Below are 12,796 nucleotides of genomic sequence, written 5' to 3' on the forward strand. Positions count from 1 at the left end.
TATCTTTTTTGTTACTTTATTTTAAAGTTTCTTAATTTCTAAAAGCAGTATAGAATTTTTCCAAAATATGTGAAACTCAAAAATCAGATTCAAGGAAAAGAGTTGATTATCTACAAATCAAATAATGATTGATTTTAAACTTTAGGAAAATTTTTGATTGATATCTTCTATAGAGATTTAAAAGGATTTATAATGAAAGATCAATAGTCTTTCTGTAATCTAAAAATAATTGATTCTCTACTATACAATGTTTGTGAATGTATTTTCTTCTAAATTAGAATGCAGAAAAGTAGAGATTAAGGTGCTCACTAAGTTTTATAAAAAATAGACATATTTCTTATAACAATGTGATCTATGCAGACAGAATAATAAAATGTACGAATATTATTCAATTGGAAAATTAACACGTGAGTTTTCAATAATAGCTCGAACTTTGCTATGAAGAAGAGGGACTTCTTATCCCTTTTCGGTGTGGAAGTACACGGCTTTATACATAAACGGATCGTCATAAGTTAAAACAAATCCTGTATGCTAACAGAGTAAAATTTTCGTTGTCTGAAATATCTGATATGTTGACAATGGTTGGAAAACCACCTGATGATGAGAAAAAGCTTAAGAAATTAATTGCAGGAATTCATAAAAAACGAACTGATTTAAAGCAGATGCAGCATGATGTTGATGATCTTCTACAGGATTTAGAACGAATTGAAGAGAGTTTTTTTTGAGAGCTTAGCGGAGTTGGGGGGTAGTCATTGATTATAAATTTATTTTGTCTTCTTTTAGACTAATTTCTTTCTCTTAAAAGAGATAGATTATACCATCTCTAAGGGGAATATTTACCACTGCGTGAAATGTGTAAGTCATTTAAAGAAATAGAGTGTTTGAAAAAGCTGCAAAGGTATTTTCGCAGTATATTATTCTTGATAAGAAAAAACTATTTTTCATAAAGAAAGTAAAAACAATGACAGTTTCTCCTATGAGTGTTTTTCAATCTATATTGTCACGAAAGTCAATTCGCGCTTTTACTGATCAGCCAGTTAGTTTGGAAACAATCAAAGAAATCTTAAAACTTGCAGCACGTGCACCATCTGGAACAAATATTCAGCCATGGCAAGTAATTGTGCTTACAGGAAGTGTATTACAGAAAGTAGGGCAAGAGCTTTCACAACTTGTGCTTTCAGGTGTAAAAGGAGAGCGTGAATATAGTTATTATCCACGTCAGTGGCGTGAGCCTTATATTTCAAGGCGTCGAAAAGTTGGTTTGGATCTTTATCAGAGTCTTGGAATTCAAAAAGGTGATGAAGAAAAAATACTTCATCAAAAGGCGCGAAATTTTTTATTTTTTGATGCACCTGTAGGACTCTTATTTACAATGGATCACGACATGGAAATGGGGAGTTGGCTTGATTTGGGTATGTTTATGCAGACCATTATGTTAGCTGCACGTGGATTTGGATTAGATACCTGTCCTCAAGCTGCTTTTGCTGATTATCATAAACAGATTCGTACGCTTTTATCTATTCCTTCTGATCGCCATATTATCTGTGGTATGGCACTTGGTTATCGCGATATGAGTGCTCCAGAAAACAATTTTGAGACAGAACGAGAATCGTTAGAAAAATTTGTACGTTTCATTGAAACATACCCATAAAATATTTTATACAATTAAGCATATGTTTTGAAGAACTTAGTGCATTATGAAAAATATTTCCGATAAGATTTCTCATCCTTATTGAATTTTAATATTGCATATTAACACTTATTTTACTACGTTTGGAACATTGGGAGTGGTGACTCTAGGGGCATTGTCCGTTTTAAAGGTTGGCTAATGGAAAACACTATAGAAAGAAAGTGTTGGGTGGTAGCAAGACGAGCGACATTCGTGTTTATTGTTGTCATTTTTTTAGTTTATCTCGCAATTTGATTTTAAACGGAAGAAACGTTATGAAAAAGCATATATGCTCAAGCTGTACTATAGTTTAAGGTGATACGTGTTTCTATCTGTTTTTGAACTTTTTAAAATTGGGATTGGTCCTTCTAGCTCACATACGATGGGACCAATGACAGCTGCTAATATGTTTTTGCAAAAGATAGGAGATTTTTCTCAGTCGTCTGATGTTCAAGTTTCTCGTATACGTGTTTATCTTTATGGTTCTTTAGCTTTCACGGGTATTGGTCATGCAACAGATAGAGCTATCATATTAGGACTTTTAGGAGAAAAAGCTTCTACTGTTGATCCTGATAGCATGGGGTTTTTGTTAGAAAAAGTTATACGTGAAAAAAAAGTGCAACCAGAAGGTCATCCCGCTTATCAGTTTGATGTGCAACGTGATCTTATTTTTGAACGAAAGCAAATCCTCCCTGGACATACAAATGGACTAGCCTTTGAAGGACTTGATACTGATGGGAATGTTCTGTTGCGGCAGATTTATTATTCTATCGGTGGTGGCTTTGTTGTGACTGAGGATGAATTAAGCCATATGAATGATAATATACAACCAGAAGCATTTGAGGTACCATATCCATTCGATTCTGCTTGTACAATGTTATCAATGGCAGAAAAATCAGGACTTTCAATTGCTGAAATGAAGCGCTTAAATGAAGAAACAAAGATAGAGCGTTCTTCTCTTGATGTAGGGCTTGATGAAATTTTTTCAGCGATGACAAATTGCATTGATAGAGGTCTTTCACAAGAAGGTGAGTTGCCTGGTGGATTGCGTGTTTTAAGGCGCGCTAAAAAGCTGCATGAAACGCTTTTGGAAAAACAAAAGAAAAATTACAATTATCCACTTTGGGCAAATGATTGGCTTTCGGTATATGCTATAGCAGTCAATGAGGAAAATGCAGCAGGTGGTCGTGTTGTTACAGCACCAACAAATGGAGCAGCCGGTGTCGTCCCAGCCGTTTTGCGTTATTATCTTCAGTTTAATGATGATTCAGATCGAGAGGGAATACATAATTTTCTATTAACGGCAGCAGCTATAGGTGGTGTTATTAAACATAATGCCTCTATTTCTGGTGCAGAAGTTGGGTGTCAAGGTGAAGTTGGAACGGCATCTTCAATGGCCGCAGCAGGGTTGACCGCAGCGTTAGGTGGAACACCAGCTCAAATTGAAAATGCGGCAGAAATTGCGCTTGAACATCACTTGGGAATGACATGTGATCCTGTTGCTGGTCTTGTACAAGTGCCTTGTATTGAGCGTAATGCAATGGGAGCTGTTAAGGCGGTAACGGCTTCTTCTCTTGCATTATATGGTAATGGAGATCATTTTGTTTCTCTTGATGCTTGTATAGAAACAATGCGCCAGACTGGTCATGATATGAGTGAACGCTATAAAGAGACAAGTAAAGGTGGTCTTGCAGTCAATGCGATATCTTGTTAAGAGCTGGAACATTTTTCAATCCATAACTGGACTTTTTGGAGAGAGATCGTATTTCCTAATAAAGCTTATGTTTTTTGTTCCTTATAAATCAAAATTCCACTTTAATGCAGCAGTAGTTTGAAATAAATCTGAGATGATTCAGTGTTTTCTTAACGAATAATAGGTGTTGCATGCAAGCTTGGAGGGGAGAGTGTTGTACATCTGTTTGATTTGTCTCTAAAGTGGGGAAAAAGTGTAATTTGGAAAAAATAAGAAAGCGTAAAGTAAAATTAGTGATCAATCTGCCATTATTTTTAGCTGGGTTTTATGGCTTTAAAAAGTTTCCATAGCCATATATCTTTTAAGTAATGGAAGATTATGCCTGAGTATCCAAGGAAAATTTGTTTTAAGTCTGAATCATTATGATGAAGAAAGTAGAGTTTTAAAGGTTTTAATTTTTTAAAAGTGAAGTTTTTTCTACCTAGTATGGTAAAAAATGCCTTGAAAAAAAACACTAATTTACAATAATTAAGAGATATATTGTAAATATCTTTTTTATTTATAAATTTTGTACCGACAAAAAAATTAAAATAAATAATAACGTATACATTAGGAAATATTTATAAAAATTCTCATGAGAATAAAATGCACACGATAGAACATTATCGTGTTACGCGTTCATGAGTTCGTTTTAAAAAAATATCTCTCAGGGCCCCCCAAGCTCATTTCGCGATGGCACCTGTGAATGATATAACGGTAAATCCATTGAGCTGTCTCTATCTTTATGCTTAATAAAAAGAAGTACGCTGGTACGGTTACACACTTTACCAGAGCCCCCCCTCTGTACAGAGGGACTAAAGCACTTGGCATTTGAAACGGTTCATTATAGGCATTTTTAGTCTTTTTGGTACAGTTTCACGCTACACACTAATCTCGCTCATAACATGCAAGAGACGGTTTTGATTGATTCAACATAAACAGATTTTAAATGAGAGAATCTTACGATATTCGAGATTCTCATCTAACATACAAAATAATTAATTATCTTTATAAATCAGTATCTTGCATATGAATAATATAATGTAAGTTTTCTATGAATGGTATAAAATCTATAGAGTATTAGCATCTTTATTTATAAAGGGAGAAAACCAGCACTATCATCCTTTTTTTCAACTTTCAATGTTACAAAAGATCCTAGTACTTGAAATGATTCATAAGGGATACTTTGATTCCTTTTGTAAATGCTTTATATGTCAATTTTGCTCGTGATGAGCAAGCGAGCGATTTTGACTGATTCAATATAAGAAGTAAAATAAGAGTATTTTACGAAACTCTCTTGTTCAATATGCAAAAAATAAATTATAATTATAAATTAAAATCTTATGGAAATCGTTATCATAATATTTAATCTGATAATTTGTTTACGTTTTTTCATCGATAGTATTTGTATTTTCCAATTTGCTGTGCCTGTTGACATAAATACAAGTAAGAGGAGTGAGATTGTTTTTTTACAGCGTTTATGTTGTATAGGGAGCGTTATTAAGAGGGACTTTCTTTATTGAACTTTTACAATAATCCCTCAAATGAGAAGCTTTCATCTAATGAAGCTATTCATTTTTTCCAGAAAGATATCAAGGATAATTTTTTATATTAAATCCAAAAATGGAAAAATATTGGGTATTTTTATGTCCTTAACAATGTTTTTATTGAAAGCTTAGAGATATTGGATAGTTGGAAAAGCTGTCAGAAAAATTCAACAATTTAAGAAAAAAGTATGTTTATCAAAAGGTTTTCTAAGGCTTTAGATAATGGTTAATAATAAAATAATTTTTTAGAGAGGATCTGTAGAATTAAATATTTGTTGCTCCTAAACGAATTTTAATAGGCACATTACCAGTTTGGCTCGCAACGCGTAAATGAATGCGTACAGGAGGCATTATGAGACGACGGTTGCGCATTGTTTGGCAAATGAGAAGGTTAACAAGAGACTGTGTATCTAATGCAGTCGAATTATATTTTAAACCAGTAAGTTTTGCGGCAGCATCGTGAAGAGAACGCAATGAAAGGAGGGATGATTGCTTCAATAAAACTTCTTTTTTATGGAATGAAGCAAAAGCATTATCTGTCATAATACTATCCTTAATGCAGAATTCAAAAATTTTTAGTAGGCTACAGTATAGCAGTTAAAATTTGCTTTCTTTAATGTAGAACAAGCATCAAATGCAGCTTTTTTTGATTGAAACCCTGTAAAGCGCGCTCGGTAATAACGCTGCCCATTTTTTTCAAACAGTTGCATATGTGAAGATGCGTTCTTTAAAGTGGAAAAAGCTGTATTTTTTGCTTTTAAAAGTAGAGTTTTTGCTTGTTCTTCACTAGGAAGAGAACCAATTTGGATAGCCCATCCGGCATTTTCGGACAAAGAGACTGTTACAATTTTATGAGTCTCAGCCGGTATAGTTTTTTGAGGATTCGGTATTGGTATAATTACCTTATTGACAGCCGTTATTGCGATATTGGAGTTTTTAGGTTGTTCTGAAAATGCTGTCAACATAGTCGAAATTTCATCGTCAAAATTACTTGAATCAGCTTTAATGGTCGGTATAGGAGTATTGGCCCCAGTGGGTAAGTGATAGCGTACAGAAGCTACTAAACGTTCACCACTTTTCATTTGGCTTGCTTTGGGCAAATATTGATTCAATAAGCTAGCCATATGCTCGTCACGTGCAGTAGATGATTTACCTCCCATAACAACAGCGACAATAGAGCGCCCCTCAAGACGCATCGAAGTTGCTAAATTAGAACCTGACATTTGTGTGTAGCCTGTTTTAATTCCATCGACACCTTTCATTATTTTAACAAGTTTATTGTGGCTGTTAATTTTATGTCCACGGAAATTAAAACTTTTTGTTTTGAACAATTTATATTGTTTGGGAAAATGTTTACGTAAAGCTAATGACAAAGTCGCTATATCTCGTGCTGTAGAATAATTGTGCATATCCGGAAGTCCTGAAGCATTTGCAAAATGTGTATGTTTCATGCCAAGTTTACGAGCTTTTACGGTCATCATTTGAGCGAATTTTTTTTCACTACCTCCAAGATATTCTGCAATGGCAGCAGCAACATCATTTGCGGATCTTGTAATGAGTGCTTTAGCTGCTGATTCTGCAGAAATTGTTTGGCCTGCTTTAAATCCAATTTTTGTCGGTGGACGCATTGCTGCATAATGTGAAACAGGAATTGGTGTATTTGGTGTCACACGACGCATCTGCATAGCTTCAAAGAGTAAGTACAATGTCATCATTTTTGTTAAAGAAGCAGGATAACGTTTCAGTGTTGCATTGGCTTGAAATAGAGTTTTTCCCGTAGTAGCATCTATAACAATAGCCGCATACTTATCAGGATAGGCGCCTTGAGGTGTGGCGGATGCCCAACAGTAAGAAAAAGCTAACATAACAAAAGAAATTGCTATTGTTTTACAGTAGCGCATAATTTTTTGATAATTAATATACACTTGCAGTATCCTATTTCTCCATTTATCCTAAAAAACTTCTATAAAGCTTCCTTTTCTGTAATTTATTGATGCAGTTTAGACGAATGGTATTACTAATTTGTTTACAGAAGTTATTTTATGAGTGAGTGATTGAAGTCTAACCATAGAGGGAAATTTTTTTCTAATACAAACAGGTATTGCAATAGTTACGAAAGAATTTAAAATTAATAAAAATGTGCTGCATGGAAAACGATAATGGGACAGATGCTCATAATAAACTCTATAGCTCATATTATGCATAATGAAAAGGGCAAGAATTGGGATGAAGGTAGGCATGGTGCGGTTATAATGCCTAAGGCTAGAGAAAAACTCGAAAAACCTAAATTATGTCGAGTTTTTTTGCTTAATGATGATTACACACCTATGGATTTTGTTGTTTTCGTTTTGAAGAACTTTTTTAAAAAAAGTTTCGAAGAGGCAACGCGGATAATGTTAAATGTTCATCACAATGGGATAGGAGAATGTGGGACTTACACTTATGAAGTCGCTGAAATGAAAATATTACAAGTGAGAGAATGTGCGCGTCAAAATGAACATCCGTTACAATGTGTAATGGAATGGAAGTGAGGAGCTATGCCATCTTTTACACCTAGTCTTGAAGAGGTTTTACATCGTGCATTAACAATTGCTACTCAAGCACGGCATGAATATGCAACATTAGAGCATCTTCTACTTGCGCTGTTAGATGATGCCGATGCAAATTCCGTTATTCAGGCTTGCCAAGTAGATGTGGAGGAATTGCGAGAGCGCTTAACCAATTATCTTCGCTCAGAGTTAGATGAACAGATTAGAGCTGATGAGGATACAAAGCCTACAGCTTTTTTCCAGCGTGTTATCCAACGTGCGGTGATTCATGCACAATCGGCTGGAAAAGATGAAGTGTCGGGGGCAAATGTTCTTGTTGCAATTTTTTCTGAACGTGAAAGCCATGCAGCATATTTTCTTCAAGAGATGGGAATGACACGCTATGATGCTGTACGTTTTATTTCACAGGGTGTCACGCGTGATGATGGGTTATCCATGTTACTTGAAGGACTTGAAGAGCAATTAGATCAGCAGATTTCGGATAATGGTGAAAGAGGAACAAGTGCTTTAACGAATTATTGTGTTGATCTCAATTGTAAAGCACGTAATGGAAAAATTGATTTATTAATTGGCCGTGAAATAGAAATTTCACGCATGATTCAGATTTTATGTCGAAGGTCGAAAAACAATCCGCTTTTGGTTGGTGATCCTGGAGTGGGGAAAACCGCTATAATTGAGGGATTGGCAAAACGCATTGTTGATGGGCAAGTACCTGAAGTTTTATCAAATGCAACAATATTTTCTCTTGATATGGGGGGACTTGTTGCAGGTACACGTTATCGCGGTGATTTTGAAGAACGCTTAAAGCAAGTTATTAAAGAGTTTGAGCTGTATCCAGATGCTATTTTATTTATTGATGAAATTCATACCTTAATTGGAGCAGGAGCGACATTAGGGGGAAATATGGATGCAGCAAATCTTTTGAAACCTGTGTTATCTTCTGGAACTATGCGATGTATTGGTTCGACGACTTACAGAGAATATCGCAAATTCTTTGAACAAGATCGTGCTTTAGAGCGTCGTTTTCAGAAGATTGATATTAATGAACCTTCTGTTACAGATGCGATTAAGATTTTGCAAGGGATGAAGCCTTACTTTGAAGATTTTCATCAGATTAAATATACAGATCAGGCGATGAAGGCATCTGTAGAATTATCTTCACGTTATATAATTGATCGTAGGTTACCTGACAAAGCAATTGATATTATTGATGAAAGTGGCGCAGCGCAAAAGCTTTTGCCACAAAAACAACGCAAGAAGAGTATAGGTGTTAAAGAAATTGAAGCGACTGTTGCTACAATTGCAAGAATTCCATCAAAAACAGTTTCCCGGAATGATCAGAAGATACTGAGTAAGCTTGAAAGAGAACTCAAACATGTTGTTTATGGTCAAGATCAGGCAATTTCCGTCTTAGTTTCATCCATAAAATTGGCGCGAGCAGGTTTACGCGAACCGGATAAACCAATAGGAAGTTATTTATTTTCAGGACCAACAGGTGTAGGAAAAACTGAAGTTGCAAAACAGCTTGCATCATCTTTAGGCATTGAATTATTGCGTTTTGATATGTCAGAATATATGGAACGGCATACGGTAGCACGTTTAATCGGAGCACCTCCAGGTTATATAGGGTTTGATCAAGGAGGTCTCCTTACAGATGCGGTTGATCAGAAACCTCACGCAGTTCTATTGCTAGATGAGATTGAGAAAGCGCATCCAGAGTTATTTAATATTTTATTGCAGGTAATGGATTATGGTAGATTAACAGACCATAATGGTAAGAAAATTGATTTCCGCAATGTTATTTTGATTATGACAACCAATGCTGGTGCTTCAGATATGGCAAAATCAGCTATTGGATTTGGGAAAGTACATCGTGATGGTGAGGATATAGAAGCAATCAATCGGTTATTTACACCAGAATTTCGTAATCGGTTAGATGCAATTATTCCGTTTGCACCGTTATCTCATTTAATCATCAATCAGATAGTGCAAAAATTTATTTTTCAGCTTGAAGCACAATTAGCTGATCGGGGAATTTGTTTTGAATTAAGCCCTTCTGCAACTTTATGGCTTTCTAATAAAGGATATGATTCTCAGATGGGAGCACGCCCATTAGGGCGTGTTATACAAGAATATATTAAAAAGCCATTAGCTGATGAAATTTTATTTGGAAAGTTACGCAATGGTGGGACCGTTCGCGTATTGACACAAAAATCAAATGGTAAAAAAGAAAGCTTACAGTTAGAAATTTCATCTTCCGATATATCTGTAAGTTCAAAGAAAAGTAAAATGGAAAACTTTACAAAAAAACGTGTAGGAAAAAAAAGCACAACAACTTAAGAGTGTGTTATAAAGCTGAACGGATTTTTTTTGCATTCTCTTCAAGTATTTCTGGAGACGTTATCATATCATTATGAGGAGTAAGCTCTATTCCCTCCATACGTGGTATAATATGAAAATGAAGGTGATAGACGGTTTGTTGACTAGCTGCTTCATTAAATTGCATGACAGTTATGCCATCTGCTTGAAAGGCTTTTTTGACAGCATTTGCAATTTTTTGAACAGCTTTAATAACAGGAAATAATGTTTCAGGATCTGCATCAAGTAAGTTTCTAGAGCCTTTTTTAGGAATGACCAGCGTATGACCTGGTGCCTGTGGCATGATATCCATAAATCCAATAACATCATCATCTTCGTAGACACGAACAGAAGGGATTTCATTGCGAATCAATTTAGCAAAAATATTGTTATTGTCATAAGCTTGTTTCATACAAATATTTCCTTTTATCGTAAGTTTAAGATTCTAATTTAAAAACGAAAAAATGCAAGGTTTATCAGAGTGTAAGACAAAGAAGTATTTTGACTTCAGTTATATTTAGGATAATGCACTGTCTTAATGAAGGTTTAGATTTCTATGATGGCTTCAACTTCTACAGGAACATCCATAGGAAGAGAGGCAACACCAATAGCAGAACGGGCGTGTTTTCCAATTTCACCAAGGATATTGACGAATAAATTAGAAGCTCCATTGGCAACAAAAGGAATATCGGTAAAATGAGAATCTACAGCCACAAAAACAGTAATTTTGACCACACGTTTTATTTTATTTAAGTCACCCAGAGTTGCCTTGAGTTGCGCGAGAATATTGAGAGCGCAAGCTTCAGATGCTTTTTGGGCTTGTTCGGTATTCACAGTTGCACCAACTTTACCGATGGCTATTGGTTTTCCATTAATAAGAGGGAGTTGTCCAGAAATAAAGAGTTGATTGCCACTTTGTGAAGTGGTGATGTAATTGGCAAGGGGGGAGATTACTTCAGGAAGAGTGATTCCAAATTTTTCTAAGTTTTTTTCAATCATATTGGTCATAATTTTAACTCCATAGCTGCTCTATAATATATTCATTGCATAATCTATTTTTTGATTTAAGAAAATGTGTGGTTAATTGAGAAATTAACCTTTTTTGCCTTATTGTATGATGTTATGCAACGGGGATAAAGTTCGGAAGTTGGGAATGATTAGATCATTATTTATAATAATTTTATATATTGTTTTTTTATGTACCGCGAGAGCTGAAGAGCCCATTTTTATTGTGCCTCATCGAGCAATTTATGATTTTCATCTCGATAGTGTTTCTCATGAAATGACAATTTCTGCGATGTCAGGACGAATGGTTTACGAGCTTACTGGTTCGGCATGCCAAGGCTATAGCACACGTTTTCGTTTCATTAGCCGTGTTCACATTGAAGATATGCCAGTACGTTTGACGGATCAACAGACGACGAGTTATGAAACAGGAGACAGCCGTACATTTCGTTTTAATATTACAGATCAAGAGGGAGAAGAGGTTGTGCATCGTGCCGAGGGGGTTGCGGAGCGTACGCAAGATGGTATCACAGTTACCTTAAAAAAGCCAAAGGAAAAAGAGTATAAGCTTGCAATGGCTGAATTTCCAATGATGCAACTAAAAAATATTATCCGCCATGCAAAAGCAGGAGATCATTTTTACAATGTTACTGTATTTGATGGGACAAATAAAGCAGATAAAGTTATAAAAGAAAGTATCGTCATAGGGGAAAAGAAGACGCTTTTATCTGATAGCGAAACGGAAAAAGTAAGAAAATTGGATGAAGAAGAATATTGGCCTGTTACAATTTCTTATTTTGATGATGGAGAAAATAAAGATGGTTTGCCGGTTTATCGTAGCAGTTTTCTCTTACATGAGAATGGTGTCATGCGTGATCTTCATATAGATTATGGAACTTTTTCAGTGCGTGCAAAATTGAACAGTCTCGAATTCTTGGAACTTGGAAAAGATCTTAATCAATGTGAAAATGCAAATATTAAATGATTAAAGAAAATAACTTGAAAAAGAATCAAATATTAGTATGTTTGCGCTATTCCACACGCGGAGTCTGGGTGTTTGCAAATGATCTGTGAGAAACTTCTAGCAAGCATCCGCCGGTAGCAGGTCTTCCTGCTTTTTCCGCGGAGGTTGAACCGGAAAGGATAAGATTTATGGCACTACCCGATTTTACTATGCACCAGCTTTTAGAAGCCGGTGTGCATTTTGGTCACCAGACTCATCGCTGGAATCCCAAAATGACTCCCTATATTTATGGTCAGCGTAATAATATCCATATTATTGACCTTGCTCAGACCGTTCCACTTTTACACCAAGCACTTAAACTTGTTTCAGATACTGTAGCGCGTGGTGGTCGTATTCTCTTTGTTGGTACGAAACGGCAAGCATCTGACATTATCGCAGATGCGGCGAATCGTTCTGCTCAGTATTACGTTAATGCACGTTGGCTTGGCGGCATGCTCACAAACTGGAAAACGATTTCCAATTCGATCTATCGCTTGCGGAAGCTTGATAAAATTCTTGCTGCTGAAGCGCAAGGCTTTACTAAAAAGGAACGTTTAAATCTTGAACGTGATCGTGAAAAGCTTAATCGTGCGCTTGGTGGTATTAAAGATATGGGTTCTGTTCCAGATCTTATCTTCGTTATCGATACGAATAAAGAAAATATTGCACTCCAAGAAGCAAAACGTTTAGGTATTCCAGTGATTGCTATTATTGATACCAATTGTGATCCCGATGACGTAACACATCCAATACCAGGTAATGACGATGCTTCACGTGCAATTTCTCTTTATTGCGATCTTTTTGCCCGTGCTGCTCTTGATGGTATTGCACGCCAGCAAGGAGCAATGGGTATCGATTTAGGAGCTCAAGTTGATGCACCTGTGGAGCCTATTTTGGAAGAAAATGCAGTTTCAGAAGTTTCTGAATAATATA

General features: G+C 35.7%; 11 protein-coding genes. 7 read left to right on the forward strand and 4 right to left on the reverse strand.

The window, feature by feature from the left end:
* Positions 1-551 precede the first annotated feature (551 nt).
* The 3 genes from ACFIMG_RS02615 to ACFIMG_RS02625 all read left to right on the forward strand — a co-directional run bounded on the left by ACFIMG_RS02615 (position 552) and on the right by ACFIMG_RS02625 (position 3,383).
* Complete coding sequence (locus ACFIMG_RS02615; protein ID WP_375646776.1) at positions 552-725, forward strand: hypothetical protein; 174 nt, start codon at positions 552-554, stop codon at positions 723-725.
* 236 nt (positions 726-961) lie between these two features.
* Positions 962-1,651, forward strand: coding sequence for a nitroreductase (locus ACFIMG_RS02620; RefSeq protein WP_375612167.1), 690 nt, complete (start codon positions 962-964; stop codon positions 1,649-1,651).
* Positions 1,652-1,991: 340 nt separating this feature from the next.
* On the forward strand, positions 1,992-3,383 hold the full coding sequence (locus tag ACFIMG_RS02625; RefSeq protein WP_375620780.1) for an L-serine ammonia-lyase: 1,392 nt from the start codon (positions 1,992-1,994) through the stop codon (positions 3,381-3,383).
* 1,829 nt (positions 3,384-5,212) lie between these two features.
* On the opposite strand, the gene ACFIMG_RS02630 is transcribed toward ACFIMG_RS02625, so the two are convergent.
* The gene (locus ACFIMG_RS02630) at positions 5,213-5,491 is read right to left on the reverse strand and encodes a hypothetical protein (protein ID WP_375612117.1); all 279 of its coding nucleotides are present in this window, start codon (positions 5,489-5,491) and stop codon (positions 5,213-5,215) included.
* A gap of 32 nt (positions 5,492-5,523) precedes the next feature.
* The gene (locus ACFIMG_RS02635; protein ID WP_375678424.1) at positions 5,524-6,873 is read right to left on the reverse strand and encodes a D-alanyl-D-alanine carboxypeptidase; all 1,350 of its coding nucleotides are present in this window, start codon (positions 6,871-6,873) and stop codon (positions 5,524-5,526) included.
* 234 nt (positions 6,874-7,107) lie between these two features.
* On the opposite strand from ACFIMG_RS02635, the gene clpS reads away from it, so the two are divergent.
* Together clpS and clpA are read left to right on the forward strand one after the other, a co-directional pair.
* Positions 7,108-7,479, forward strand: a complete 372-nt coding sequence (gene clpS / locus ACFIMG_RS02640; RefSeq protein ID WP_375612119.1) for an ATP-dependent Clp protease adapter ClpS — start codon at positions 7,108-7,110, stop codon at positions 7,477-7,479.
* A 6-nt stretch (positions 7,480-7,485) separates the two neighbouring features.
* A complete protein-coding gene (gene clpA, locus ACFIMG_RS02645; protein ID WP_375613468.1) occupies positions 7,486-9,837 on the forward strand; it encodes an ATP-dependent Clp protease ATP-binding subunit ClpA in 2,352 nt (783 codons plus the stop codon).
* A gap of 7 nt (positions 9,838-9,844) precedes the next feature.
* On the opposite strand, the gene ACFIMG_RS02650 is transcribed toward clpA, so the two are convergent.
* Together ACFIMG_RS02650 and ACFIMG_RS02655 are read right to left on the reverse strand one after the other, a co-directional pair.
* Positions 9,845-10,267 (reverse strand): HIT family protein, encoded by a 423-nt coding sequence (locus ACFIMG_RS02650; protein WP_375678423.1) that lies wholly within the window; start codon positions 10,265-10,267, stop codon positions 9,845-9,847.
* Positions 10,268-10,401: 134 nt separating this feature from the next.
* Positions 10,402-10,863 (reverse strand): RidA family protein, encoded by a 462-nt coding sequence (locus ACFIMG_RS02655; RefSeq protein ID WP_375607219.1) that lies wholly within the window; start codon positions 10,861-10,863, stop codon positions 10,402-10,404.
* A gap of 145 nt (positions 10,864-11,008) precedes the next feature.
* On the opposite strand from ACFIMG_RS02655, the gene ACFIMG_RS02660 reads away from it, so the two are divergent.
* Both ACFIMG_RS02660 and rpsB read left to right on the forward strand, forming a co-directional pair.
* Positions 11,009-11,845 carry a cell envelope integrity EipB family protein gene (locus ACFIMG_RS02660; protein WP_375620783.1) on the forward strand — a complete coding sequence of 279 codons (837 nt, stop codon included), beginning with the start codon at positions 11,009-11,011 and terminating at the stop codon, positions 11,843-11,845.
* A 167-nt stretch (positions 11,846-12,012) separates the two neighbouring features.
* Positions 12,013-12,792 (forward strand): 30S ribosomal protein S2, encoded by a 780-nt coding sequence (rpsB, locus tag ACFIMG_RS02665; RefSeq protein ID WP_375678422.1) that lies wholly within the window; start codon positions 12,013-12,015, stop codon positions 12,790-12,792.
* Positions 12,793-12,796 lie beyond the last annotated feature (4 nt).

It is taken from the genome of Bartonella sp. AP11XZML (genome assembly GCF_042196445.1).
Taxonomy (GTDB): domain Bacteria; phylum Pseudomonadota; class Alphaproteobacteria; order Rhizobiales; family Rhizobiaceae; genus Bartonella.

What these genes read in the sequence shown, in the direction of transcription:
- ACFIMG_RS02620 (WP_375612167.1), top strand. Translation starts at nt 962, where the DNA reads ATGACAGTTTCTCCTATGAGTGTTTTTCAATCTATATTGTCACGAAAG.
- rpsB (WP_375678422.1), top strand. Translation starts at nt 12,013, where the DNA reads ATGGCACTACCCGATTTTACTATGCACCAGCTTTTAGAAGCCGGTGTG.
- clpA (WP_375613468.1), top strand. Translation starts at nt 7,486, where the DNA reads ATGCCATCTTTTACACCTAGTCTTGAAGAGGTTTTACATCGTGCATTA.
- ACFIMG_RS02660 (WP_375620783.1), top strand. Translation starts at nt 11,009, where the DNA reads ATGATTAGATCATTATTTATAATAATTTTATATATTGTTTTTTTATGT.
- ACFIMG_RS02650 (WP_375678423.1), bottom strand. Translation starts at nt 10,267, where the DNA reads ATGAAACAAGCTTATGACAATAACAATATTTTTGCTAAATTGATTCGC.
- ACFIMG_RS02655 (WP_375607219.1), bottom strand. Translation starts at nt 10,863, where the DNA reads ATGACCAATATGATTGAAAAAAACTTAGAAAAATTTGGAATCACTCTT.
- clpS (WP_375612119.1), top strand. Translation starts at nt 7,108, where the DNA reads ATGGGACAGATGCTCATAATAAACTCTATAGCTCATATTATGCATAAT.
- ACFIMG_RS02630 (WP_375612117.1), bottom strand. Translation starts at nt 5,491, where the DNA reads ATGACAGATAATGCTTTTGCTTCATTCCATAAAAAAGAAGTTTTATTG.